Origin of the sequence: Shewanella sp. 4t3-1-2LB, from assembly GCF_017368415.1 — a bacterium.
GTDB lineage: Bacteria > Pseudomonadota > Gammaproteobacteria > Enterobacterales > Shewanellaceae > Shewanella > Shewanella fodinae.
In genome coordinates this window covers 55,053-80,598 of record NZ_JAFNJD010000014.1, presented here as the reverse complement: position 1 = coordinate 80,598, position 25,546 = coordinate 55,053, and the positions used below count along the sequence as shown (strand labels likewise).

The window sequence follows — 25,546 nt, the reverse complement described above, 5'->3', positions numbered from 1 at the left end:
GGTCTCCCAGTTATTTTGCGGGCAGTTGTGGTGGTGCACCAATTGAGATCATCCGGCAGTATATTGAGCAGCAACAAACTCCGACGTAGCCCTCAAAACGGCTTCGCCGTTGCGCTATTCATCCTCGCCCTGAACGGCGAGGTTTTCCGCGCGACCCGATAAATCAAGCACTCCGATTGAAAAAAAGCAAAGTCAAAAAGTGATGGATGACAAATTGTGAACACCGCTACCCGTTAAACAGGCAAAATCGGTCACTTAGTGACGATGGGACTAGTGGTCACTCACGATTTGAGGCTCTAATGTCACCACTCACGGCTGCTTCTTGAAAGCCTTGATGGCGACCATGTGACTGGAGAGTGACGGAAACTTATGTGATTGCTGTTTATCCCAGATCACCTCGTAATACTGTCGCAACAGCGCATCGCTGCGGCGACTGTCCAGCACTTCGTCGTGAACAGATAACAGACACAATGCCCGTCCGCGATTTTTGCTGCGAAAATCCTTAACGCATTTTTGAGCGATGTCCACATATTCTTCTGGTCGGTCAATTTTCCCAGGCATGTTTTCTTCAGGCCAGAGATTAGGATTGACCAGCACGGTTTTAATCCCCGCCAAAAAGCCAATGCGTTCCGCCCAAAACCCGCCCAATCCAACACCTAGCAGCAAGGGCTGTTTATCATCTGTCAACTTCAGCTGTTTGCATACTTCGTTCAACAAATGCTGCATATCATGTTTGGGATATAGTGTGCTGTAACTCAGCAGTCGCACATCATCATCAATAAACTGCAACTGTCTGACTTTTTCATAATTGCCGGGACTGGTCGCGTCAAAGCCGTGTAGATACAAAATCATTGTTGCTGTTCCCTATGCAGGCATGTGCTGTATTCAAACTAACTAATCTTTGTGCAACTTTTCTTGTGCCAGGTCAAATTATTAGGGATGAAGCCTCGCCGCCAATGCCGATGCACTCAGCCAGCGCGATTCATTTTGCAAGGCATCAAGCAGCCGCCCTTGGTCCGGCCTCAGACGCGCCAGCATATCATTCGCTGACACTGGCCAAACAAAGTCTTGCAGCAGCGTTCTGGCCCCCTCCGGTTCATTACACACCAGTACCATATCACAGCCAGCAGCAATAGCGGCTGTTGCCCGTTGCCGAAAATCCCCAGCAAACGCCGCGCCCTTCATCCCGAGGTCATCGGAAAAAATGACGCCGTTGAACTGCAAATGTTGCCGTAACACTTGCTGCAACCAAAAATGAGAAAAGCCAGCAGGCTTAGCGTCCGCCTGTGGGTAAATCACATGCGCGGGCATAATGCCCTGTAACGCGCCTTCGGCAATCAGTGTTTTAAAAGGCTGCAGATCGTTGGCTGCAATCTCCGACAACGCTCGATTATCAACGGCCTGAGCATGGTGAGTATCGGCAGCGACACTGCCATGTCCGGGGAAGTGCTTCCCTACGGCGGCCATCCCGGAGTCCTGCATTCCAGCAACAAAACTGCGTGCCAATGCAGTAACAGTCGCCGCATCGCTGGCAAAAGCACGTTTACCTATCACTTCGCTGATGCCATCCAAGTCCAGTACCGGAGCAAAACTCAAGTCAATATCGCAGGCCAATAGCTCTACTGCCATCAGAAAACCGAGTTCTTTCGCCCAGTTGAGCGCTTGTGTCATATCTTGGGCGGCAGGCAGAATATTGCCCATGGCCGGGATCTGACTAAATCCGTCACGAAAACGCTGCACTCGACCGCCCTCGTGATCGACGGCAATGATCAGTTCCGGCCGCAATTGTCTAACGGAACGCACCAGTTCAATTAATTGTTCGCGGCTCTGATAATTGCGGCTAAACAGGATCAATCCGCCAACAGCAGGGTGCTGCAGCACTTCGAATTCATCCCCTTGTAACTGGGTTCCGGCCACATCCAGCATCAGATAACTCATGCATTTTCCTTATTAAATTTATTCTGTGTGGGTGCAATCCCTATATGCAGGATATTCAGCCAGTCTCTGACTATACTCAATACCCAACGTAATTATAAGTAACCCTAAAACAGCTAATGCGAATCTACAATGATAAAAATAACTAATGATATAGCTGCCGGAAAGTGTGGGATACTGAAGCTAATATCTGGTCAGCATTGCTGCCAAGATTACCTGTAAATTTCACTGGGTGCGAGTGTGGCACGCAGGAAGTACAACAATAGCGAGCACTATCAGGGTTTATTACATGATCAGCGTATTCGACATGTTCAAAATTGGTATCGGTCCGTCTAGCTCCCATACCGTGGGGCCGATGAAAGCGGGCAAATTCTTTATCGAAAGACTCGACCGTGAAGGCCTGTTAACCACAACCGATGAACTGCGGGCAGAACTGTTTGGCTCTTTGGGACAGACGGGTAAAGGCCATGGTACGGGGAAAGCCGTCATTCTCGGTTTAATGGGTGAAGATCCCGAAACGGTTGATACCGACGGAGTTGATGCCATTCTGCAACAGGTAAATGATAGCGAATTGTTACAACTGGCCGATGGTCGCCATGTCAAATTTACCCGCGAAGCTGGCATTACCTATCACCGGCGTAAAACCCTGCCAGCCCATGCCAATGCGATGACCCTTTCCGCATGGCAAGATGGTACTTGTTTGTGCCAGCGAACCTATTATTCCGTGGGTGGCGGTTTTATCCTCAACGAGGAGGAAATTCAGCAGCAGGATGCTTCACCAGCTACGCCATTGACCAAAGTCCCTTATGACTTTGATAGTGCCAGTCAGTTAGTGAATTTATGTCTGGATAACGGTCTGAGTATCTCATCGCTGATGCTGACTAACGAACTGACGATGCGACCAGAAGCCGAGGTTAAGGCAAAACTGTGGCATATCTGGCAGACGATGAAACACTGTGTTGAGAAAGGGTGTCGCAAGGAAGGCATTCTGCCCGGTGGACTGAAGCTACGCCGCCGTGCCCCCGCCCTGTATCGTCGCCTCAAAGCCGAAAGCAAAAATACCATAGACCCATTAAATGCGATGGACTGGGTAGACCTATTCGCGATGGCAGTTAACGAACAAAATGCTGCCGGAGAGCGCGTGGTCACGGCGCCAACCAATGGCGCGGCGGGGATCATCCCGGCGGTGCTATGCTATTACGACACCTTTGTTGAGCCAGTTGACGAAGATAGCTGTGCGCGCTTTTTGCTGACGGCGGCGGCGATTGGCATCCTCTACAAGAAAAATGCCTCTATCTCCGGTGCCGAAGTAGGTTGTCAAGGAGAAGTGGGCGTTGCCTGTTCCATGGCTGCAGCAGCACTGACCGAAATTATGGGTGGCACTGTGGAACATGTAGAAAATGCCGCCGAAATTGGGATGGAACATAACCTTGGTCTGACCTGCGATCCCGTAGGTGGCTTAGTTCAAGTGCCTTGCATTGAGCGTAATGCCATGGGGGCAGTCAAAGCCATTAACGCATCACGACTGGCACTGCGTGGGGATGGAAATCATAAGGTGTCACTGGATAAAGTGATTAAGACCATGATGGATACTGGCAAAGATATGCGTAGCAAGTATAAGGAAACTGCCAGAGGCGGACTTGCCGTTAATATTGTGGAATGTTGATGCGCTATCCGCTTGTCCCGTCCTAAGATAGGTTGACAGTTTTCAGGCCAGCTCCAGTAGCTGGCCTTATTACGTTTGCTTAACCGTTAAACTTAGCGCACAGGCAGCTCTATGTTAGCGAACATCTCTTCAATCAGTTGCGCATCTTTTAGCGCTTCGGCTTTTTCCACTACATCTCGAGTCAAATGAGGTGCAAAATGGCTAATAAAATCATACATATATCCTCTCAAGAAGTTACCTTTGCGGAAGCCAATCTTAGTGGTGCTATGGGCAAACAAGTGGCTGGCATCAATTGCCACCAAATCACTGTCAATCACCGGATCTACCGCCATGGAAGCGATAATGCCCACACCTAATCCCAAACGGACATAGGTTTTCAGCACATCAGCACTGGTAGCACTGAAGACCACCCGCGGTTCAATGCCCGCTCGCTTAAAGCCTTTTTCAATTTCTGATGCTTTGTCAAACCCAAACACATAGGTGACTAACGGAAACCGCCCTAACTCTTCAATAGTGATATGACTGCGTGACGCCAGAGGATGGTTCTTCTGTACTACCACCGAACGATTCCAGTGATAGCATGGCAACATGATTAAGTCGGTATACAGATGCATCGCTTCCGTGGCAATAGCAAAATCAGCAATGCCGTGGGCCGCAGACTCACTGATCTGCGCCGGGCTGCCCTGATGCATATGCAGGTTAACTTTGGGGTAACGCGCAATAAACTGCTGGATGATCTTCGGTAAGGCGTAACGGGCTTGGGTATCAGTGGTTGCCAAGTTAAGGTCACCCTGATCTGGCTTGGTGTACTCTTCTGATACCTTTTTGATACTTTCAACTTTCCCGAGAATGTCATTGGCAATACGGATGACCTGTTCACCAGCGGGCGTCACATGGGTCAGATGCTTGCCGCTGCGGCCAAAAATCTGAATGCCTAACTCATCCTCCAGCATACGCACCTGTTTGCTGATCCCAGGCTGTGACGTGTAAAGATTTTCAGCGGTGGCAGAAACATTCAGGTTATGGTTAACCACTTCGGCAATATAGCGCAATTGCTGCAGCTTCATGTTGATAAATCCTTGAATTTCTGTACCGCACAGTGACAGAATGAGAGGTTGAATACCGCTTAACTATAATCAAATGTTATAGTACAACGTTATAACTAAATCAAACAGGAATATAATGATTTTCCTGTCCAAGATCTACGACACTGTCATTAAGCTAGGCTATGATAACTAGGCTAGTTTGTTGATTTATTGTAGCATTAACAAAATTATAAATTATCGGAACAACTATGGCATTTATCCTAGTACTGGTGCTGATCGGTGCGCTGCTGCTGTTGGTGATAGGGATTAACGCCCTGCAACAGCAAAAACAGCGCGCTGAAGCGTTGCGACGAACCGAACTGACTCGTCAGCGAGCCATTCTGGAGGAAACAGAGGAAGTATTAGCCAACACCGGCATGTTTCCCTGTACCAGCCATATTAATCTGGCACTATACAAAAGGATTAAGGAAGCGGCGCAGCAAGCAATGATGCTCTGTAATGCCTCACAGCGTGCAGATTATGAGCGTCGCGTCATCGACTTAGACAGCATGATCAACAATCTGCAGAAAAGTCCCCCGCAACAACCTTCCATTGAAAACTTTCGGCTACCTGATAATGACCGGCAAATTCTCGTACTGGTACAGACCCTTAAAAAGCTGAAAGCAATCATTCGCGATGAGCATAATAAAGGGAAAATGGATCCTGTGGTATTTTCCAATGAAGAAAACCGCATCAACAGTTTGCAGTTGAGAATTAACGTCGACAGCATGATGTCCCGCGCTCGCAGCGCTTGCTATATGAAACAGTACGGCTCATCAAGGCAGATGGTAACTAAAGCGTTAGGCACGCTGAATACCATTAAAGGGCAAACCCCGGGAGACCCCTTTATTACCCGTAAGGTGGAAGAAGCCAAACAACTGCTGGAAGAGATCAACGGGGCAGTAAAAATGGCACAGCCCAGTGCTCCCAAGCCAAAAGAAGAAGACGATATCGACGTGTTGTTCCAACCGAAGAAGAAATGGTAAAAAGCAACGCCCTGCAATGCAGGGCGTTTTGTTAATATCCGTGAAACGTTTAGGCTTTCTTTTTGGGGCTATTCACCTGCCATTTGCCATCAACATAGTAAGCTGCCCAACCGGTCGCTTTACCGTTAACTTCACTGGCAACATACTGCTCCTTGGTCTTGCGACTAAATTTCACCACTGTTGGATGGCCATCATCGTCGACCACAGGCGCATCAGCCAAATACAAATATTTTGGCCACAGCAAATCACGATATTTTACTAACTCCGCCACTAAAGGTGCTCTGGTTTCCCGTGACTTAGGGAAAGTGCTGGCAGCCAGGAATACCCCTGTTGCGCCATCGCGCAACACAAAATATCCATCAGATTTACTGCATTTGAGTTCTGGCAAATGGATAGGATCTTCTTTAGGTGGTGCGGCCTCACCATTTTTCAGCAACTTACGGGTGTTTTTACACTCGGGATTAACACAACCGAAATATTTACCAAAACGCCCGTTTTTCAGCTCCATATTAGCGCCACAACGATCACACTCAATGACTGGACCTTCATAGCCCTTAATCTTGAAATGACCATGTTCAATTTCATAGCCAGGGCAACTCGGGTTGTTACCGCACACGTGCAGTTTGCGCGTTTCATCTAGCAAGTAACTATCCATCGCCGTACCACAGAGTTTACAACGATGTTTCGCCCGTAGCGCTTCAGTTTCTGCATCTTCGCCGTCACTGATAGCTTCTTCGCCCGGGGTCAGGTTAAGCGTGGTTTTGCAGCGTTCTTTCGGCGGCAGCTCATACCCTGAACAACCGAGGAACACCCCTGTTGACCCGGTGCGGATCCCCATCGGCCTACCGCAGGTGGGGCACTTGATATCAGTTAAAATCATCTGGTTAGGGCGCATACCGCCCTCTTCCGCTGGTAACTCAGCTTTCTCCAGCGTGTGACTGAACCCTTTATAAAAACTATCGAGTACCTTTTTCCATTCCAACTGTCCCTGCGCAACGTTATCGAGCGTTTGCTCCATCTCTGCGGTAAAGTCGTAACTCATCAGGTCAGAGAAATTTTCTAACAAACGATTACTGACAATCTCACCCATCTTTTCAGCAAAGAAACGACGATTTTCCACCCTTACGTAGCCACGTTCCTGAATGGTGGAAATAATGGTGGCATAGGTAGAGGGACGGCCAATACCGCGTTTTTCCAACTCTTTAACCAATGAGGCTTCGCTGTAACGAGCCGGGGGTTTAGTGAAATGTTGTTTAGGTTTGAGTGATTGCAGCGACAGTTCATCGCCTTCAGCCACGTAAGGCAGAGTGACCTCTTCCTCATTTTTCTTTTTCAGTGCAGGTTGTACCCGTGTCCAACCGTCAAACTTGAGGGTGCGGCCGGTAGCACGAAGTTCAAAATCACCCGCGGAAACGGTTAAGCGCGTGGCATCATATTGTGCGGGAGTCATCTGACAGGAAACAAACTGGCGCCAAATCAACTCATACAGACGCTGGGCATCGCGTTCCATGTCTGTCAATGTTGCAGCATGGACTTTTACATCTGACGGACGAATGGCCTCATGTGCCTCCTGAGCCCCTTCTTTGTTGCCATAATGGTTAGGCGTTGCTGGCAGATAATTTTCGCCAAATTCTTTGGCGATCATAGTGCGCACGCTCTCTAACGCTTCTTGGCTGAGGTTAGTCGAATCGGTACGCATGTAGGTAATGTAACCGGCTTCGTACAAACGCTGCGCCAACATCATGGTCTTTTTAACACCAAACCCCAAGCGAGTACTTGCGGCCTGCTGTAGGGTGGATGTGATAAAGGGGGCACTCGCCTTGCTCTGTGTGGCCTTAACTTCTCGGGAGACAACCCGATAAGCAGCGCGTTCCAGCAATTTGACCGCCGCCATTGCTTCGGCTTGGTTACGCGGAGAAAACTCTTGATCCCCTTGCTTCACAACTTCCAACGCCAACGGTTGCGCCGCAAGGGTTGTCATATTGGCATGCACATCCCAGAATTCTTCTGGAACAAAGGCCTTAATTTCCGTTTCGCGTTCTACCACCAGCCGTACAGCGACTGATTGTACGCGTCCGGCAGACAACCCCCGCGCCACTTTTTTCCACAGCAATGGAGAAACCATGAACCCCACAACTCGGTCCAGAAAACGGCGCGCTTGTTGCGCATTAACCATGTTGTTGTTGAGCTCACCGGGATGACTAAAGGCCTCTTTAATCGCGCTTTTAGTAATTTCGTTAAATACTACGCGCTTAAAACGGGTCTTATCACCACCAATCACCTGTTGCAGATGCCAAGCAATCGCCTCCCCTTCGCGATCCAAGTCGGTAGCGAGATAGATTTCATCCGCGGCTTCTGCCAGCGACTTAAGCTCTTTAACGACTTTCTCTTTGCCAGGTAAGATCTGATAGTTTGCTTTCCAGCCGTGCTCGGGGTCTACCCCCATACGAGACACCAGTGCGGAATGCTCCTTCTGCTTTTTGTAATCGGCCTTTTCCTCCGGCGACATCTTACGCACATCTGCAACGGACTTAGTCTTGCCATTCGGCTCGGCAGAAGAGGAAGTCGGCAGGTCCCGGATATGACCAACGCTCGACTTAACGATGAATTCTTTACCAAGATATTTGTTAATAGTCTTGGCTTTAGCCGGCGATTCGACAATAACTAGCGATTTTCCCATAGTGTGATTCGCGCCAAAAGATCTCTGAAAGGTAAAAATTGCCCTCATATATAGAGGGTTGTCTATCGACTTGCAAGTCAATCCCCGTTTTATGTGCAACAGCGACTCACTTTTTAAGCAAGGAAAAAATATTTTAAAGAAATAATGTTGCGTTATTAAAAACTAATATTTCATATTCTGCGCTCAATCAAGCAATAGTTATGCAATTGTGACAATAAACCGCTTTCTCTATTGTATTGGCACAGGTTGTGAGCAGAGCGGACATCAGTATACTGGCATTCAGACTTTTACAATGACGCCCTGCATCACAGCAACAGGAATCGCCATGAAACAATTTGAAGCCAATTTTGATGGTTTGGTCGGCCCGACCCACAACTATGCCGGACTCTCCTTTGGCAATGTGGCCTCACAGAGCCACGCCACCCAACCATCTAACCCTAAAGCAGCTGCTAAACAGGGGTTGAAGAAAGCCAAATCTTTGGCCGACATGGGGCTGATACAAGGCGTGTTAGCGCCACAGGAGCGTCCCGATGTACACACGCTACGTCGTCTAGGATTCTCTGGCACCGATGCCGATGTATTGCAAAAAGCCGCCAAACAAGCCCCCGAGCTATTGCAGGCTTGTGCCAGCGCTTCCAGCATGTGGACGGCCAATGCCGCCACGGTATCGCCGAGTGCCGACACCCATGACGGCAAAATCCACTTTACCCCAGCCAATCTTGTCGATAAGTTGCATCGCAGCCTAGAGCCACAGACAACGGCCAATATTCTCAAGGCTATCTTTGCTGATAGTCGCTATTTTACCCATCATCAAACGCTACCCGCACATGCCACCTTGGGCGATGAGGGTGCGGCGAATCACACCCGACTGTGTCAAGCGTATGACCAGGCCGGAGTTGAAATTTTTGTATATGGGTATTCGGTGATTGATAAACAAGCACCTAGACCCCAGAAATATCCCGCGCGGCAGACGCTGGAAGCTTCAGCAGCTATCGCCAGACTACACCGGTTAGATGACGACAATACGGTTTTTATTCAACAAAACCCGGCCGTCATTGATCAAGGGGTGTTCCACAACGATGTTATCGCTGTAGGTAATCAGAATGTGCTGTTTTTCCATGAACAAGCCTTCTGGGACAGCAAGAAAAAATTAGCGGAATTACGCGCAAAATTACCGGGAACATTGCATCTTATTGAGGTTCCGAGTCATCAAGTCAGTATTCAAGATGCGGTAGCGACGTACCTGTTTAATACTCAGTTGGTGACGATATCGCAAGGAGAGATGGCGTTAATTGCGCCGACAGATTGTGCAGAAAATCCACGCGTTAAGGCCTATTTAGATGAGTTGCTGACGATGGATACGCCTATCAAACAGATCCATTACTTCGACGTAAAACAAAGTATGCATAACGGCGGTGGGCCAGCTTGTTTGCGATTGCGAGTCGCCATGAGTGATGTTGAGCTGGCGGCCATTAATCAACAGGTTTTGCTGACCGATACACTGTTTGACAAGTTAAATCTATGGGTCGACCGCCACTATCGTGACCGCTTAGTGGTCGCCGATTTGGCAGATCCCCAGTTATTAATGGAATCAAGAACTGCGCTAGATGAGCTTACACAATTACTGAAACTTGGCAGTATCTATCCGTTTCAGCAGTAATTATTTAACTAAACTGTTAGCTCAGACCTGATTTGACAGATATACGGTTTTCTGGAGCCGTCATCAGATTAGGTTTGAGTTAAATTATTTTCAGCTCAAATCGTTTTCCCCATCAATTTGACGTAACCACTGGTGTTCTGCCACAGCATATTTTTCCTTATCCACTACAATTTGCTAGTGACAAACGAAATGAAATACCTATCACGAGCCATCTCGCAAACCCCTCTCGAACGCTCCCCCATTCCATATGTGGCGGAGAGTTAACAGAAAAAACAAGGGGGCGAGCAGCGCCCCCGTCCTTTGTAAACTACCAAATTAATGAATAACGATGGGAATGGTAGCTACCTGAGTTATATCGCCTTTAAGTGTTTCAACTTCAATAACTAATGATCCAGCATCTGCTTGGTCAGCGCCTTTAATTACAACACTATATTCAACAGATCTATTTTCATTAGTGGAACTAACAACAAATGAATCTCTGCTGACAATACTGCCGGCAGATGGTTTGAAGGTGATTTTGCTACCAGCCGGGAGTGGTTGATTATGTAAATCACCGAGGATCACGCTCACGCCGCCTGTAGATTTGCCAATGATATCAATCACCCGATTATCATTAAGTCCATCACATGGGTCACTAATCGCGGGATTGTCAGTACAGCTATCGACAATTAGCGGTGTTGAAGAAAAAGCATCGCTGCCTGACATCACCAGCACCAGAGACGCTCTTACATTTAACGAACGCGTTGCAGCGCATCCTGCGTGAGGTTCGTTGTTTGCGTCTAACTGGCACAGACTCCCGTTATACAAGGTATCAGCAGTATCGTATGTCTGGTTATTGTTAAAGTCGACAAATGTCTCCTGTTTAGCTCCTGGTGCACTCAGGTCATATACCCCGTCTTCATTGTAGTCGACAAAGGCCTCGCCTAAATCATAGGAGTGTCCTGATACATCAGTTTGACTGCGGAACGCTTGTAACTCTGCGTAATCAAATCTGCCGTTTCCATTAATATCAGGGAAAGACTCTTCACCTATAGCGGTTGCGAGGACAGTTACACGGCCACCATATGGTTGTCCTAACTCAGCAGTTTCTGATGGCTCTTTGCCTTGTGCGGTAAGTGTATCACCTGCAGGGCGAGGATTTTGGCTAGTCCACTTAACAGAACAAGTACCATTAGAAGTAACGCAGGAAGGCTCTATTGAACCACCTTCAGTAGTAAATGAAACGGCAGTTCCATCTGGAACCGGGTTATTAAACGCATCGGAGAGTCTTGCGGTGATAGTGACCGGAGTGCCATCATAATCCCAGCCCTCTGGATTGAGGATATCCGCAGATAATGAAAAGCTGTCCTGATCAGGTAACCCGGTTGAAATCACTAGCAAATTTGACTGAGAAGATATTTCAGGATAACTCCCATCGACAACCGCTGTAACTCTTACCGAAGTTGAAACTGTACCTGAATTCACCACGGTTTGCGCAATGCCCTGAGAGTTAGTTGTCGCGGTTAAAGGATTGAGTTCAATCCCTCCGACATTGGTATTAGTCGAAAATGTAACGCTCTGATTACTTACGGGGTTTCCATTTTTATCTAGCACTTTAAATCTTAAAGTAGAAGATTCTGTACCACCCGTACCTTTAAGTTTGATATTTTCAGGAGTCGCATCTAAAAAGGAAATACTGCCGACACTCGCGGATAGGACATTGACAACACCTTTGGCGGTTAGTGCTTTGCCGCCAACATTAGCACTCACGTTTATGTTGTCATCGCCTACACAACCTTTTGCCAAATATGTACTGGTTGCAACACCGTTTACAGCAATGACGGGGGTGCTAAATTCGGCTTCCGGTGTCGATTTTGCGGCACACAGAGAGCTAAATTTCACCTCAACAGGCTCTGTAAAAGGATTCCCCGAAGCATCTTGGATAGAGACAGATACACTGGCTGTTCCTCCCGCAGACACCACTGCAGGAGTGACTGAAGCCACACCACTCTGAAAGGGTGCACCACTTCCCATCAACACATCGGTAGCACCCACTTTAAAGACTAAATCAACAGATTCACCAGAGAGTATGGTAGCGGTCGCAACACCGGCCCCTGGTTGAGCTCCTGCCAAAATCTGCACATAAGCTTTACCATTCTCGGTTACCGCAGTATCGATTGGAATTTCCCCCCTAGAACTTGTGAATTGCACTATGGTTGGTTTAGTGAGTCCAGAAACTTTAGCCACTAAATAGCCAGGATTTAGGGTAGTAATTGAATCTATAGGATTCTCAGAAGATATGTCATCAACTAAAGCCAATGTCACTTGAGGGCCGCCAGTTGACGCCCCCCCATCGCCCGCCATAGTAAACCCTACTGTTGCTGAAGCACCTGAAGCTATGGATGCTTCAACCGTACCCGCACCAGCAACATTAGAAGTGGCGAGCGTCACAGTCGCCACACCATTGGCGTTTGTGAGTGCCGTACCGATAGCCGGTACAAATGTGCCAAGTGAGCTGTTGTTAAGAGTAAAAGTCACCAATTCACCAGCCAACGGGCCTGTAAGCGAATTTTTGACTGTAGCCGTTAATGTTGCTGGAGTCTCAGCATTGATATCGCTGTTGGAAATGGTTAGTGAGATAGTATTGCTGCCTGAAGGAGGTGTCTGACCGTTACCAGGATCAGAAAGTGCACTACCGCCACCACCACAGGCACTCAACAAAAAACTGCAAAATAACGCCCCAAAAAACTTAAATGCTGACTGCATTGTCAGCCTCCTTGTTGTCCATATGAACTTAAAGACTCGCATATACGCTACAGCTTAGAGTAAACATAATATTCACACAATAATTTCAATTTTATCATTTTATAAACGTGTATTTACTTTCAATATCTGTTCCTCTGTGTTCCCTGAATTATGCTTTCTTGATAGGCTTAACCCGCCAAGAATAAAATCTATAAATTAACAGGAATAATTATGGCGTTTATGAAGAGGAAGTTAGGGCTTACCAGCAAAATCCTAATTGGGATGACGCTAGGGATTTTTGTTGGCCTGATATTGCGCATTGCGTTTCCAGGCAGCCAGTTTGTGCAGGAATATATTACTGAAGGGGTGTTGAACGTCATCGGTACCATATTCATCAACTGTCTTAAGATGTTAGTTGTGCCGATGGTGTTTATCTCTCTGGTATGTGGCACCAGTTCACTAAGTGAGCCCTCGAAGCTGGGCCGACTAGGTGGTAAAACTTTGGCCTTCTATCTTTTTACTACGGCAATAGCGCTGGTTCTGGCAATCTTTGTCGCGGTGATCATCCATCCAGGCAGTAACACGCTTTCTACAGCTAATCTGGTATACGATGCCAAAGATGCCCCTAGTCTAGCGCAAGTGATTATCAACATCGTACCCACTAACCCCATCAAGGCGATGACTGACGGCAATATGCTGCAAATTATTATCTTTGCAGTCATTTTTGGATTTGCTGTATCTCATGTCGGTGACAAAGGCCGTCGAGTGGCCGCCGTGTTTGAAGATCTTAATGACGTGATCATGCGAGTAGTCACGCTGGTAATGTATCTGGCACCTTATGGTGTTTTTGCATTGATGGGAAAACTGGCCTTAACCTTAGGACTAGGCACATTTGCAGATGTACTTAAATATTTCGGTGTGGTTTTAGGTGTGCTGTTGCTACATGGGTTTGTGGTATATCCGACATTACTTAAACTGTTTACCGGCCTCAACCCTCTGATTTTCATGCGTAAGATGCGTGATGCGCAGTTGTTTGCATTCAGTACTGCCAGTTCCAACGCCACATTACCAGTCAACATGGAAACTGCTGAACACCGACTGGGTGTTGATAACCGGGTCGCCTCATTTACGTTGCCTTTGGGGGCTACGGTCAATATGGATGGCACGGCGATTATGCAAGGGGTAGCGACTGTTTTTATTGCGCAGGTTTATGGCTTTCACCTTTCCATTCAAGACTATTTTTCCGTAGTAGTAACGGCAACACTGGCATCGATTGGAACTGCCGGGGTTCCGGGAGTCGGTCTGGTAATGCTGGCCATGGTGTTAAAGCAAGTGGGACTTCCAGTTGAAGGGATCGCCTTGATCTTGGGGGTGGATCGTCTGTTGGATATGGTACGTACCGCCGTTAATATCACCGGCGACAGCGTTGCGACAATGATTGTTGCCAAAAGCGAAAATGCATTTGATTCAGAAACATATCACGATACCAATGCTGGTAAGGTTCGCAGTTTTATGCCTAAATCAGATACTAAGTAAGTCTTGCACTAAGCATAAAAAAGGCGCTTTAAGCGCCTTTTTTATGCTCGCTTAACGTTCCCAGTAAGCCTCTTCTAGGCTATCTTCGCGCTCCGGTAACCCGCGGGATAAGCGCGGGCTGTTCTGTGCTAGCACTTCATAGGCTACCCGGTTGGCATATTTACAGATCTGCGAAAAAGAGGAGTAGCACAGTCCCCCGCGCTTATGCTTAATGGAACCAGGAACCCGTGATTTATGATAGTTATTAGCGGCCAAATCATGCAGTAGTGCTGCTAATGCGCCATCGCCAGCACCGTTAGTATTACGAATCTTTTCTGGCCCACCCATATAAGGGGAGATATGCGCAAACACCTTGATAGGATTATCACAATCTTGCTTGCGCTTCGGACGGGAAAACTCATAACGGTTAAACTCAGGGATACTACCGGGTAACAACAGATGTGCAGTTTCGCGCTTTTCAGATTCTTCAGCATATCCCGCAGTATAAAGCCCGGTAGCACCGGCGGTGGTCAACACCATATCACACCACTCCAACGCCTTTTCTGACGCCTGTAGCGGATCGTCAAACCCCGTTAAAGCCTCGCCCTCATCCTCATTCATTGCCAGTACGGTGACATGTTCCCGGATAAAATTTTGCCAAAACTTGGGGTCTTCCTCGATCAGAAAGCGCGTTCCAAGTGTCAGGACAACGGGCACATCAGCCTCTTTGGCATATGCAATTGCCTGCATCGCGGCGTCAGCAATACCATCTTCCTTACGCGCTCGCATCAAATAGGCCGTCAGTACCAGCGCCGCGCCACCTTGCACCAAAGGTTTGCTGATGTGGTCGGGGGTCAGTTTGTCCATCGACCCCTTGCTAATAGCAAAGGTCCGTTCGCCCTCAGCGGAGATCAGCGTAAAACACCGGCCAATGGGGCCATTCACCGGTTGTAGGTAGTCCAAATCAACTTTCGATGAGGTATGACACAAATAGCGGTAGGCATAACTGCCAACTTCAATCTGCTTACTCATTACCCCAAATAATACCGAGCGATCATCCGCCAGCACCGAATAGTTGTGTACCGTATTACCAATCGTACCGCCGGCAAATTCGCCGGTAATCAACTGCTGTTGCTGCAGTTGCTGGTACAGTCGCTGTGCTGTCGTGTCATCAATGACGGTAGAGTTGCCTTTGGGCAGACTATAATCGGCAAGCAGTTGCTCATCCACCTGAGCTTCTATATCGACCAGAGTCTGATCAATACCGCAGATCCAAGTGTTTACAGGCGCAGGCTGAATTGTCAGTTGTGCCAATAACGGGTCTCGATTCATAACCGGGAAATAATGTTTGGATTTACGTTGTCCAGGAAACTTCATGATGCTTCTCAGTGCTCTCGCCAAGCGAGCCAAAAAATCACCACCGTCAGAGGCGGTGATTTAGGGATGAAAGTAAAACTGCCGCGTATTAGCGGCAGCTGAATTGGTGCGAATTTTATCACATCATCTAAGACGCGCCAGCGCCATCAACGCCAATTTTCGGCATGAGAGATCACCAAGTCGGCAAGAAATGCCATATGTTGCTCACCATCATTCAGGCATGGCACAAAATGGTACTGCTCGCCTCCCGCATGTAAAAAGGTTTCCTTACCACCCTGCGCAATTTCTTCCAGCGTTTCTAGACAATCAGCAGCAAATGCTGGGCTGATGATATCAACCGATTTCACACCTTTGCTGGGTAAGCTAGCGAGTGTTTCATCGGTATAGGGTGTCAACCATGGCTCCTTGCCAAAGCGGGACTGAAAACACACTTGCCATTCAGCTTCTGGCAATGCCAGGGCCTGCGCGACCAACGCTGCGGTTGTTAGGCAATGTTGTTTATAAGGATCACCTTCATTGATGTAACGCTCCGGCACGCCATGAAACGAAAACAGCAGTTTTTCTGCTTTGCCGTACTGTTGCCAGTGTTTGCGGATACTCTCGGTCAACGCAGCAATGTATCCTGGCCGATCATGATAGTCTTTGACCATCCGCAGTTCTGGAATATTACGACGAGGCTTCAATGCTGCGGCGACACCATCAAAAACGCTGGCAACGGTAGAGCAAGAGTATTGAGGGTACAATGGCAACACCAACACCTTATCGACACCTGCCCGTTGTAACTCATCTAGACCATCCGCCAGCGATGGCTGACCGTAGCTCATACCTAGCGCCACAGGGATGGCAAAGCCAAGTCTTGAGGCCAATTGATTGGCCAGCGCCAGTTGTTGCCGCTGACTGATCACCATTAAAGGAGAGCCCTCTTGCCACCAGATAGACTGGTAGAGTTTGGCAACTTTTGCAGGACGAATATTAAGAATGATCCCCTGCAGAATCGGCTGCCATTGCCAGGCGGGCAGATCGACCACCCGAGGGTCACTCAAAAACTGCTTTAAAAACGCACGAACAGCGTCTTTGGTGGGCGCGGCTGGCGTCCCTAGGTTAACCAGTAAAACGCCAAAAGGTGGATGGCTATGTGACACGGCAACTTCCTGATAAAAAGAACATGGCGTCAAGGTAACACCCCTTAAAACATAAAAAAAGTCCGCAACTGCGGACTTTTTCCAATTATGCGAATCGGCCTTATTGATAGCTTATGCCAATGCTTTCTCAATAGCAGCACTGACAGAGGCAACACTCTGGGTACCATCAAATTTGCTGTACTGAGTGTCTCCTTTAGCAGCCATTGCGCTGTAGTAACTGACCAATGGTTCGGTCTGTTCATGATAGATAGCCAAGCGTTTACGCACCGTCGCTTCTTCATCGTCAGGACGGATCACCAAATCTTCACCAGTGACATCATCTTTGCCCACATTTTTCGGTGGATTGAAGACCACATGGTAAACTCGCCCTGAACCAGGATGTACCCGGCGACCACTCATACGTTTAACAATGTCTTCATCCGGTACGTCAATTTCAATGACGTGATCGATATTGATACCGTTACTTACCATCGCGTCGGCCTGAGGAATTGTGCGAGGGAAGCCATCCAGCAAAAAGCCGTTAGCGCAATCGTCTTGAGCAATACGTTCTTTCACCAGTTCAATGATCAGATCGTCTGACACCAGTTGTCCGGCGTCCATCACTTTTTTCGCTTCCAAACCCAGCGGAGTACCTGCTTTTACCGCCGCACGCAGCATATCGCCGGTAGAGATCTGTGGAATACCATACTTTTCCATGATGAACTGAGCCTGGGTACCTTTACCGGCACCAGGGGCGCCCAATAGGATAATGCGCATATTAAAGATTCCTCTGTTCGCATCTATAATTCTTGTCAGGGCGGGGATCTTCGCATAAATGCGCACCGTTGAGAAGGTTTTTGGTTTCGACCTTCGCCGTAGCGAATGTAAGCGAAAGTTGGCAAATTCTCCTGCTAATCTGCTGTCTGCGCAGTAGAATTTGCCTATATCTGCAATTAATACAGCAAGCTGTATAACTTACGCCGATATTGTCCTGCTAGGGCATTCCCCTGCCCCAGCGCAGATAATAACGTCAGCAATTGCTGTTTTATCGCCCCATCTCCCATGTTCAAATCGCGCGATAATGGTGCAAACAACAGCGCCAGCGCTTCTTCATCTCGATGTGCCTGGTGCAATGCCGTCGCCAACTTTTGCAACAGCTCCACATCATCTGGCGCGGCATCCAAGGCTTGCTGAAGCGCACGAATCTCTGGGGTGTCCGCGGCTTTCTCTGCCAAGTCTAACTGTGACATCAGAGAGTTGTAGTAACCGTCTTGGTCCGCCAGTTTAATGGTTGCCAACAGCGTTTTAGCGGTTGCCAAATCTCCGGTTTTCAAGCACGCCTCAGCATAAGGCAAGGCAACAGCCGCCTCCGCCTGTTCCGCATAAGCCTCTTTAAATAATGGCAACGCAGCATTGGCATCTCCTTGCTGCAACAGCGCCTTGGCGTCATTTAACTTCAATTCCCAAGCGGCAGGTAGATGCTTTTGCAAAATGGCGAGGATCTGTTCGCGGCTCTGCACACCAGCAAATCCGTCAACCGGCTGTCCTTGGCTCAGCAGCAAGGTGGTTGGCAGACTACGGATCTGGAAATAAGACGCTAACTCCAACTGTGTTTCACAGTTAACGGATGCCAACTGCAACTGACCAGGGAAAGCCGCGATGAGCTGTTCCATAGTCTGCAGCAGTGCTTTACTTTCCGGCATCTGCTCCGCCCAGAATACCAGGGCTACCAGTTGCTGATTGGAAAGTTCTACCACTTGCTGAATATTGTCGCGGGTAAGTTCCATAGTAGTTTCCATCGTTATTGCCGCGGACGTATCCACTGGCAGTCATTCATAAAATCGGGTTGTTTCACCCGCCAGTATAATGAGAAAAGGGCCAGAGCGGCCCCTTTCAACCAGCTTATTTCACGCTATCCATCAGCATTTTGTTGACCAGACCAACGAAAGTGGAAGGGTCAGACAAACTGCCTTTTTCGGATAACAGAGACTGTTGCAGCAACAGATTGCTCCAGTCGGCAAAAAGACTTTCGTCCTGCTCGTCATTCAGACGTTTCACCAGAGGATGCGCCGGATTGATTTCAAAAATCGGTTTCACTTCCGGCACCGGTTGCCCAGCGGCCTGCATCAGTTTGATCATCTGCGTCGACATTTCGCCTTCACCTACCACCACACAGGCTGGGGTGTCGGTTAAGCGGGTAGTGATGCGCACATCGGTAACCTTGTCACCCAGCGCATCCTTGATACGTTTTACCAGTGGCTCAGATTCTGTCGCCAGCTTTTCCTTTTCTGCTTTCTCGTCGGCATCTTCCAGCTCACCCAGTTCCAGATCGCCACGGGTCACAGAATGCAACTGTTTGCCTTTGTATTCATTCAGATGGCTGATCAGCCATTCATCAATACGGTCAGACAACAGCAACACTTCCACATCTTTCTTACGCAGTTGTTCCAGATGAGGACTATGCGCAGCGGCCTGATAACTGTCAGCAACGATGTAGTAGATGTGTGTTTGCCCAGCTTTCATACGCTCAATATAGGCATCCAACGACACATCTTGCGTTGCGCTGTCATTGTGGGTCGAGGCAAAGCGCAGCAGGCCGGCAATACGTTCTTTATTGCTCCAGTCTTCAGCTGGGCCTTCTTTCAACACCTGACCAAACTCAGTCCAGAACTGCTGATATTTTTCGGTATCATCCTGCGCCAGTTTTTCCAGCATACTGAGCACACGTTTGGTCAACGCACTACGCAGTGCCTGAGTGACTTTGTTGTCTTGCAAAATTTCGCGGGAAACGTTCAGCGGCAAATCATTAGAATCGATCAAACCTTTCACAAAGCGCAGATAAGACGGCATAAACTGCTCTGCGTCATCCATGATGAACACTCGTTGTACAAACAACTTCAGGCCATGTTTGTAGTCACGATTCCACAGATCCCAAGGCGCTTTAGCTGGGATATACAACAGACTAGTATATTCCTGTTTTCCTTCTACGCGGTTATGGCTCCACAGCAGTGGGTCACTGAAATCATGGGAAATATGTTTGTAAAACTCTTGATACTCTTCATCGGTGATCTCTGACTTGTTGCGGTTCCACAGTGCTGTGGCTTTATTCATCACCTGCCAGTGACCTTCTGTTGCCGGAATTTTCTCGCCATCTGGGCCATCATGTTCCGCAGTACCTTCCTGCCACATTTCAACCGGGATGGAGATATGGTCAGAGTATTTGGTGATAATGGATTTCAGACGCCAATCATCGGCAAACTCTTTCTCGTCTTCACGCAAGTAAAGGGTAATTTCAGTGCCACGGTTTTGTTTAACAATGTTTTCTACGGTAAAGCTGCCTTCACCGTTAGATTCCCACTGCACTGCTTCATCAGGTTTTACACCCGCAGCACGCGTGCGAACGGTGACCTTATCAGCCACGATGAAAGCGGAGTAAAAGCCTACCCCAAACTGACCGATAAGCTGTGAGTCTTTGGCGGCATCGCCAGACAGATTTTTGAAAAATTCAGCAGTGCCAGACTTGGCAATGGTGCCCAAATGCTCAATCACACCCTCACGGGTCATACCAATACCATTATCATCGATAGTCACTGTGCCTTTTTCTTTATCGGTGGTAATGCGTACCCGCAATTCGCCATCGCCTTCGTACAGTGAATCATCTGTCAACGCCAGATAACGCAGCTTATCAGCGGCATCGGCAGCATTTGACACCAGTTCACGCAAGAAAATCTCTTTGTTGGAATACAAAGAGTGGATCATCAAATGCAAAAGCTGTTTCACTTCAGCTTGAAAACCAAGAGTTTCTTGTTGTGACATGAATAGTTCCTTCGTTTATCGCTAACTAATGGGTAAAACACACCAAATTGGACTGTTACTTGAAGTGGGGATCATGAATATTTTTTCAAGGGCTGAACGATAAAAAGCCGTTGCCTGAAAAAACACAGCCCCGCTTAAACGAGGCTGAGATAGGAGCAAGAATAAACGCGTTTACAGCGGTAGCCGACCATTAAACGACAACGCCAGGGTGGTACTGTCAACATATTCCAATTCCCCCCCCACCGGCACGCCATGGGCAATACGGCTAACACTGACTTGATAGCGATGGGCAATATCAGCAATGAAATGCGCCGTGGCATCACCTTCAACCGTAGGATTGGTTGCCAAGATCAGCTCATTGATTTCACCACCTGCAAGATGCTGCTCCAACAGTGCTAACCCCAGTTCCTCCGGGCCGATACCATCCAAAGGCGATAGATGTCCTAGGAGAACAAAATAACGACCGCTGTAATGGCCTCCGGCCTCGATAGCCAGCACGTCTGCAGGCGTTTCCACCACGCAGATGGTATCGGCATGGCCGCGTTTGGCGCTACCACAAATAGGGCACAACGATTCTTCGGTAAAAGTACGACAGGACTGACAATGACCGACATCCTTCATCGCTTTATCCAATGCGTCAGCCAGTTGCAGGCCAGATTTACGATCCCGTTCCAGTAATTGAAATGCCATCCGCTGCGCCGACTTGGGGCCAACGCCAGGTAAACAACGTAGCGACTGAATAAGCTCATCCACCAATGGACTGAATTTCATCGTCTAATCCGCAACGCGCATCAGAATGGCAATTTCATGCCTGGTGGTAATTGCATACCACCAGTCACTTGCGCCATTTTTTCTTTCTGGTTTTCTTCTACACGACGTGCAGCATCATTGCAGGCTGCGGCGATAAGATCTTCCAGCATCTCTTTGTCGTCTTCCAACAGACTCGGATCGATGTCAACCTTGCGGACATTATGGCTACCAGTCATTGTCACTTTCACCAGTCCGGCACCTGACTCACCAGTAACTTCCATGCGGGCAATCTCTTCCTGCATTTTCGCCATACGTTCCTGCATCATTTGGGCCTGCTTCATCAGGTTGCCCATTCCACCTTTTCCAAACATAACGTTATCTCTTCAATTAACAGTGAGTGACAGGTTAAAGTTCGCTGATCTTACCCAAATAATTGCGCTTGGCAATCCGTAGCATGGCACAAACCGCGTTGTATCACTGCGGTAACTGTCCATCGGGAATAAGCGCGGTTTTTTGCACCAGTTGCTCTGGGTTATAACTCAAGGAATCCGCTTCTAAAGTTGCGCCCATGTGTTGCACCAACCAACGCACCTTGTCATCCGCTAGCAGTTTCTCACCCGCATGCGCCAATAACTCTTTTTTAAACCGTTGGCGGATCTCCTGCGGGGTTTCTCGCCCCGGTTCATTGCCCACAGTGAACTCTACTGTGAGCGGGCGCTGTAAAGCATCGAGTAATGTTTGTTGCAGCTGATTGATAGCCGCAGCAGCGGCGAGATGTTTCTGATCCGGTTTGAGTAACAACAGACACTTTTCACTCAACGACAGGCACACAGAATTAGCTGCTAATTGCCGCACGCGCCCACGGATTGGCAGTGAAGAAACCAGTTTATACCACCCTAAATCAGCGGGATTACCTGCGGGAGCCTCGATAGCACTGGCTGCAACCTTCGGCGCTACGTTAGCCCCATCAGCCGCCGCAGTGACCGATGTAGCCGCCGCCGAAGATGTTACGACCGTTTGCGCATCCACAATGGCTACCGTTGGATCTGATGGCGCTATGGTAGTGTCGTCACTGTCTGGCAGTGACGGTTCGCCGACTTGTTGCGCAGCCCATTCACCATAAACCTCTGCACTATTGTCAGAAAATGGCTCATCTGCCATTCCATCAGCGTCTGACTCAGCAGGTTTGGGTGCACCAGTATTAGCAGCGCTAGAAACTGCTATCGCGCTGCCTTTCAGAGGGATTTCAGTGTTTTTTTTTGAGCTGGAATCGTGCTGATGCTCCGGTATTTTGGCTGGCGTTTCATCGGTTGCCAACGCATCAATATCTTGCAACAGTTGCTCTCTGGTTGCTAAAACCTGATCGAGTAATTCATCGCCAAAAAGCGATGTTGTCGAGGGTGTTGCTTGTGGCTCTTCCACCAACGCTGCTTGAAGTTCATTTTTCGGCAGTTCAGCGGCAAACATATCGCTGGTCAGCTCATCACGAAATGGTGGCTCTGCCGATGCATCCTCGCCAGAATTTATCGGTTCATCCTGCTGATACTGATGCCCCATACTTTCAGCTTGCGACAAAATTAACGTCTGTTCAGCGATGAAAGCGGCATCATCTTCATCTATTTCATGGTCTTCAACATCAGCCGATGTAGTGGCCGTTATTGCATCACTCGGCGTAGGCGTAGCAGTTGTGCTCACATAAGGGTTAGCAGTTGCTACAGGTACTGACTTATCAGTGGTTGGCGCTATGCCACTCATAGCCGTAAACACTGGTTTGTCGCCATGAGTTGCTGAACTTTGCCAGCGCTGAGGCGGCGTTTCCGGGACAAAAGCAACGGCCCGTAACAGCGCCATTTCCAGTCCTGATTTTGGATCTGGCGCAAACGGTAGATCTTTGCGCCCCTGCAATAACAGCTGATAATAGAGCTGTACCTGCTCAGCAGATAGCTGTTCGGCAAATTCTTGGATCTGATCAGCGTATAGCGACAGTTGCGCGGCAGCAGGGGCAAATTGTGTTAGGGTGATCTGGTGTAATAATTCCAATAAGCTACGTAGCACTTCATTCGCATCAGCGCCAAAAGCCAATATACGTTCCGCTTCCTGCATTAACGGCGCCACATCGGCTTGTACCAGCGCTTGCAGCAGAGAAATCACTTGTCGTTCATCAATCGCGCCCAGCATGGTTTGCACCTGCTGCAGTTTGATCTGCCCAGCACCAAAAGCGATGGCCTGATCTGTCAGACTTAACGCATCACGCATGCTGCCGTTGGCGGCCTTGGCCAGCAGCGCCAGAGCTTGCGGCTCAAAAGGTACTGCTTCTGCGGAGACAATATGTTGTAGCTGTCTGGCAATTTCGTCCTGAGTCAGGCTTTTCAGATTGAATTGCAGACAACGGGATAACACGGTTACCGGCAGCTTTTGCGGATCGGTTGTCGCCAGTAAAAATTTGACATGTTCCGGCGGTTCTTCCAGTGTCTTCAGCAGCGCATTAAAACTGCTGCGAGACAACATATGTACTTCGTCAATCAGGTAAACTTTAAAACGGCCACGACTTGGGCGGTATTGCACATTGTCGAGTAACTCGCGAGTATCATCGACCTTAGTGCGGGACGCGGCATCCACTTCAATTAAATCAACAAATCGCCCCTGCGCAATCTCCTGACAGGCACTGCATTTTCCGCAGGGAGTTGCGGTAATTCCTTGTTCGCAGTTGAGTCCTTTGGCAAAAAGGCGTGCCAAGCTGGTTTTACCCACACCCCGGGTGCCGGTAAACAGATAAGCATGATGCAGACGTTGCTGGCTCAACGCATTGGTCAGGGCGTGCAGTACGTGAGACTGCCCAACCACCTGTTCAAAACTGGCAGGTCGCCACTTACGGGCTAATACCTGATAGGACATGAAACTCCCCAGAATAGCTTTACATTCATATTACGGGAGCAAGCTCCACGGATCGCCAAACAATAACATGTGCCAATCTGACATGCTACCCAGGCGATCCGGGACCGGGAATAAAGAAGACTATTCTCCTTCAAATTCACACAGTTTCAGCACTTCTAATCCCTGTGACTGCAGGCGTTTTTCACCGCCAATATCTGGCAGGGAAATAACAAATGCGGCATGACTCACTTCCCCCCCAAGACGACGAATAAGCTTTACGGTAGCTTCAATAGTGCCGCCGGTGGCGAGTAGATCATCCACTACCAGTACCTTGTCCCCCGGCACAATCGCATCAACGTGCATTTCCAGCGTGTCGTGACCATATTCCAGTTCATAGGTTTCAGCAATGGTTTCACGTGGCAGCTTGCCAGGTTTGCGCACGGGGACAAACCCGACACCTAATTCCAGCGCCAACGGTGCGCCGAACAGAAAACCACGGGCTTCAGTACCGACAACTTTGGTAAAGCCAAGGCCTTGGTAATGCTCTAAAAATGCGCGGATAGTGGTCTGATAGGCAATCGGATCTTCCAGCAAACTGGTCACATCACGAAACAGGATCCCGGCTTTCGGGTAGTCAGGAATAGTTTTAATGCTTTGCTTAATCAGCGCTAAGCTGTCGGGGTTAATAGCCATAGTTTCAGTACTTAATTTCCCGGAATATACCGGCTTCATACAACAAAAAAGTCCACACCAAGGTGGACCGCGTTTCTAAATCCGGCTAAAGCTTAAGCCGCTTTGCAGTCAGTTGCAACAGCGATTATCCGATTGTGTGCCACATCGCAACATCGTCTACTCCGGGTCATAGACCGACGATTTTCCAGCATCGGCAACGACGGGAAGTCGCCATAAAAAAGCAACCAAGATCAAACAGATAATTGCAAGAAAAAGCTTGAGCCACAGCACAGACACCAGCCAAATACTCAAACTAAAACTAGCGATAGTCATCACCAATGCCCGGCGTTTTAAAGGCAAACGCAGTCCGCGCTGCTGATGCCAATCGCACAATGCCTGAGCAAACCATGGATGCTGATGCAACCAGCGATGCAGTTCCGGGCTGGAGCGGGCAAAACAAAACCCAGCCAGCAATACAAAAGGCACCGTTGGCAGCAGTGGCAATACGATTCCCGCCATGCCTAACAACAGACTAACGATTCCCAACCCCAGCAACACACTGCGTTTTATCATAGGTCACAAATAGCAATAGTTTTCATTTAACGGATATCTTAACAACAGTGTCTGAAGTAGCAAAGTGACTCGCCACTGCTTATGGAAAGCACTTCGGAAATCCGCCACAATC

At 48.5% G+C, this 25,546-nt stretch carries 20 protein-coding genes; 5 read left to right on the top strand and 15 right to left on the bottom strand.

Going from position 1 to position 25,546, the window contains the following annotated elements; translation table 11 throughout:
* Positions 1 to 89 (top strand): transposase (locus J3L11_RS07445; protein WP_207570623.1); only part of this gene is annotated, 89 nt, incomplete at its 5' end.
* A 220-nt stretch (positions 90 to 309) separates the two neighbouring features.
* Here the strand turns inward: J3L11_RS07445 and ycfP are convergent.
* Together ycfP and nagZ are read right to left on the bottom strand one after the other, a co-directional pair.
* The gene (ycfP, locus tag J3L11_RS07440; protein WP_207570620.1) at positions 310 to 852 is read right to left on the bottom strand and encodes an alpha/beta hydrolase YcfP; all 543 of its coding nucleotides are present in this window, start codon (positions 850 to 852) and stop codon (positions 310 to 312) included.
* 81 nt (positions 853 to 933) lie between these two features.
* Positions 934 to 1,938: a beta-N-acetylhexosaminidase gene (nagZ, locus tag J3L11_RS07435; protein ID WP_207570619.1), complete on the bottom strand. Its 1,005-nt coding sequence runs from the start codon at positions 1,936 to 1,938 to the stop codon at positions 934 to 936.
* Between the two features lie 286 nt (positions 1,939 to 2,224).
* Between nagZ and J3L11_RS07430 the strand changes: the two genes are divergently transcribed.
* Positions 2,225 to 3,601, top strand: a complete 1,377-nt coding sequence (locus J3L11_RS07430) for an L-serine ammonia-lyase (RefSeq protein ID WP_207570618.1) — start codon at positions 2,225 to 2,227, stop codon at positions 3,599 to 3,601.
* Positions 3,602 to 3,693: 92 nt separating this feature from the next.
* Here J3L11_RS07430 and cysB read toward each other — a convergent pair whose 3' ends face one another.
* A complete protein-coding gene (cysB, locus tag J3L11_RS07425) occupies positions 3,694 to 4,668 on the bottom strand; it encodes an HTH-type transcriptional regulator CysB (protein WP_207570617.1) in 975 nt (324 codons plus the stop codon).
* 227 nt (positions 4,669 to 4,895) lie between these two features.
* Here cysB and J3L11_RS07420 point away from each other — a divergent pair, with 227 nt between their 5' ends.
* Positions 4,896 to 5,672, top strand: coding sequence for a hypothetical protein (locus J3L11_RS07420; RefSeq protein ID WP_133038702.1), 777 nt, complete (start codon positions 4,896 to 4,898; stop codon positions 5,670 to 5,672).
* A 49-nt stretch (positions 5,673 to 5,721) separates the two neighbouring features.
* On the opposite strand, the gene topA is transcribed toward J3L11_RS07420, so the two are convergent.
* Positions 5,722 to 8,352 (bottom strand): type I DNA topoisomerase, encoded by a 2,631-nt coding sequence (topA, locus tag J3L11_RS07415; protein WP_207570616.1) that lies wholly within the window; start codon positions 8,350 to 8,352, stop codon positions 5,722 to 5,724.
* Between the two features lie 325 nt (positions 8,353 to 8,677).
* Here topA and astB point away from each other — a divergent pair, with 325 nt between their 5' ends.
* Complete coding sequence (gene astB, locus J3L11_RS07410) at positions 8,678 to 10,012, top strand: N-succinylarginine dihydrolase (protein ID WP_189617397.1); 1,335 nt, start codon at positions 8,678 to 8,680, stop codon at positions 10,010 to 10,012.
* Between the two features lie 315 nt (positions 10,013 to 10,327).
* Here the strand turns inward: astB and J3L11_RS07405 are convergent, their stop codons facing one another.
* Positions 10,328 to 12,757, bottom strand: coding sequence for an invasin domain 3-containing protein (locus J3L11_RS07405; protein WP_133038699.1), 2,430 nt, complete (start codon positions 12,755 to 12,757; stop codon positions 10,328 to 10,330).
* Positions 12,758 to 12,967: 210 nt separating this feature from the next.
* On the opposite strand from J3L11_RS07405, the gene J3L11_RS07400 reads away from it, so the two are divergent.
* On the top strand, positions 12,968 to 14,272 hold the full coding sequence (locus tag J3L11_RS07400; RefSeq protein WP_207570615.1) for a dicarboxylate/amino acid:cation symporter: 1,305 nt from the start codon (positions 12,968 to 12,970) through the stop codon (positions 14,270 to 14,272).
* A gap of 51 nt (positions 14,273 to 14,323) precedes the next feature.
* Here the strand turns inward: J3L11_RS07400 and J3L11_RS07395 are convergent, their stop codons facing one another.
* From J3L11_RS07395 to J3L11_RS07350, 10 genes are all read right to left on the bottom strand, one after another.
* Positions 14,324 to 15,628, bottom strand: a complete 1,305-nt coding sequence (locus tag J3L11_RS07395; protein WP_133038697.1) for an inosine/guanosine kinase — start codon at positions 15,626 to 15,628, stop codon at positions 14,324 to 14,326.
* A gap of 146 nt (positions 15,629 to 15,774) precedes the next feature.
* Complete coding sequence (hemH, locus tag J3L11_RS07390) at positions 15,775 to 16,803, bottom strand: ferrochelatase (RefSeq protein ID WP_229799917.1); 1,029 nt, start codon at positions 16,801 to 16,803, stop codon at positions 15,775 to 15,777.
* Between the two features lie 78 nt (positions 16,804 to 16,881).
* Positions 16,882 to 17,526 carry an adenylate kinase gene (gene adk / locus J3L11_RS07385; protein WP_133038696.1) on the bottom strand — a complete coding sequence of 215 codons (645 nt, stop codon included), beginning with the start codon at positions 17,524 to 17,526 and terminating at the stop codon, positions 16,882 to 16,884.
* A 176-nt stretch (positions 17,527 to 17,702) separates the two neighbouring features.
* Positions 17,703 to 18,548 (bottom strand): tetratricopeptide repeat protein, encoded by an 846-nt coding sequence (locus J3L11_RS07380; protein ID WP_207570614.1) that lies wholly within the window; start codon positions 18,546 to 18,548, stop codon positions 17,703 to 17,705.
* A gap of 103 nt (positions 18,549 to 18,651) precedes the next feature.
* Positions 18,652 to 20,565: a molecular chaperone HtpG gene (htpG, locus tag J3L11_RS07375; protein ID WP_207570613.1), complete on the bottom strand. Its 1,914-nt coding sequence runs from the start codon at positions 20,563 to 20,565 to the stop codon at positions 18,652 to 18,654.
* Positions 20,566 to 20,736: 171 nt separating this feature from the next.
* A complete protein-coding gene (gene recR / locus J3L11_RS07370) occupies positions 20,737 to 21,336 on the bottom strand; it encodes a recombination mediator RecR (RefSeq protein WP_133038693.1) in 600 nt (199 codons plus the stop codon).
* Positions 21,337 to 21,356: 20 nt separating this feature from the next.
* On the bottom strand, positions 21,357 to 21,686 hold the full coding sequence (locus J3L11_RS07365) for a YbaB/EbfC family nucleoid-associated protein (RefSeq protein ID WP_133038692.1): 330 nt from the start codon (positions 21,684 to 21,686) through the stop codon (positions 21,357 to 21,359).
* A 103-nt stretch (positions 21,687 to 21,789) separates the two neighbouring features.
* Entirely contained in the window at positions 21,790 to 24,210 is a 2,421-nt protein-coding gene (gene dnaX, locus J3L11_RS07360) for a DNA polymerase III subunit gamma/tau (RefSeq protein WP_207570612.1), read from the bottom strand.
* A 120-nt stretch (positions 24,211 to 24,330) separates the two neighbouring features.
* A complete protein-coding gene (apt, locus tag J3L11_RS07355) occupies positions 24,331 to 24,882 on the bottom strand; it encodes an adenine phosphoribosyltransferase (protein WP_133038690.1) in 552 nt (183 codons plus the stop codon).
* Between the two features lie 156 nt (positions 24,883 to 25,038).
* Positions 25,039 to 25,434, bottom strand: a complete 396-nt coding sequence (locus tag J3L11_RS07350; protein WP_189617404.1) for a YbaN family protein — start codon at positions 25,432 to 25,434, stop codon at positions 25,039 to 25,041.
* Positions 25,435 to 25,546 lie beyond the last annotated feature (112 nt).

Coding starts and splice junctions, on each gene's coding strand:
- ycfP (WP_207570620.1), bottom strand. CDS start 852: ATGATTTTGTATCTACACGGCTTTGACGCGACCAGTCCCGGCAATTAT.
- nagZ (WP_207570619.1), bottom strand. CDS start 1,938: ATGAGTTATCTGATGCTGGATGTGGCCGGAACCCAGTTACAAGGGGAT.
- J3L11_RS07430 (WP_207570618.1), top strand. CDS start 2,225: ATGATCAGCGTATTCGACATGTTCAAAATTGGTATCGGTCCGTCTAGC.
- cysB (WP_207570617.1), bottom strand. CDS start 4,668: ATGAAGCTGCAGCAATTGCGCTATATTGCCGAAGTGGTTAACCATAAC.
- J3L11_RS07420 (WP_133038702.1), top strand. CDS start 4,896: ATGGCATTTATCCTAGTACTGGTGCTGATCGGTGCGCTGCTGCTGTTG.
- topA (WP_207570616.1), bottom strand. CDS start 8,352: ATGGGAAAATCGCTAGTTATTGTCGAATCGCCGGCTAAAGCCAAGACT.
- astB (WP_189617397.1), top strand. CDS start 8,678: ATGAAACAATTTGAAGCCAATTTTGATGGTTTGGTCGGCCCGACCCAC.
- J3L11_RS07405 (WP_133038699.1), bottom strand. CDS start 12,757: ATGCAGTCAGCATTTAAGTTTTTTGGGGCGTTATTTTGCAGTTTTTTG.
- J3L11_RS07400 (WP_207570615.1), top strand. CDS start 12,968: ATGGCGTTTATGAAGAGGAAGTTAGGGCTTACCAGCAAAATCCTAATT.
- J3L11_RS07395 (WP_133038697.1), bottom strand. CDS start 15,628: ATGAAGTTTCCTGGACAACGTAAATCCAAACATTATTTCCCGGTTATG.
- adk (WP_133038696.1), bottom strand. CDS start 17,526: ATGCGCATTATCCTATTGGGCGCCCCTGGTGCCGGTAAAGGTACCCAG.
- J3L11_RS07380 (WP_207570614.1), bottom strand. CDS start 18,548: ATGGAAACTACTATGGAACTTACCCGCGACAATATTCAGCAAGTGGTA.
- htpG (WP_207570613.1), bottom strand. CDS start 20,565: ATGTCACAACAAGAAACTCTTGGTTTTCAAGCTGAAGTGAAACAGCTT.
- recR (WP_133038693.1), bottom strand. CDS start 21,336: ATGAAATTCAGTCCATTGGTGGATGAGCTTATTCAGTCGCTACGTTGT.
- J3L11_RS07365 (WP_133038692.1), bottom strand. CDS start 21,686: ATGTTTGGAAAAGGTGGAATGGGCAACCTGATGAAGCAGGCCCAAATG.
- dnaX (WP_207570612.1), bottom strand. CDS start 24,210: ATGTCCTATCAGGTATTAGCCCGTAAGTGGCGACCTGCCAGTTTTGAA.
- apt (WP_133038690.1), bottom strand. CDS start 24,882: ATGGCTATTAACCCCGACAGCTTAGCGCTGATTAAGCAAAGCATTAAA.
- J3L11_RS07350 (WP_189617404.1), bottom strand. CDS start 25,434: ATGATAAAACGCAGTGTGTTGCTGGGGTTGGGAATCGTTAGTCTGTTG.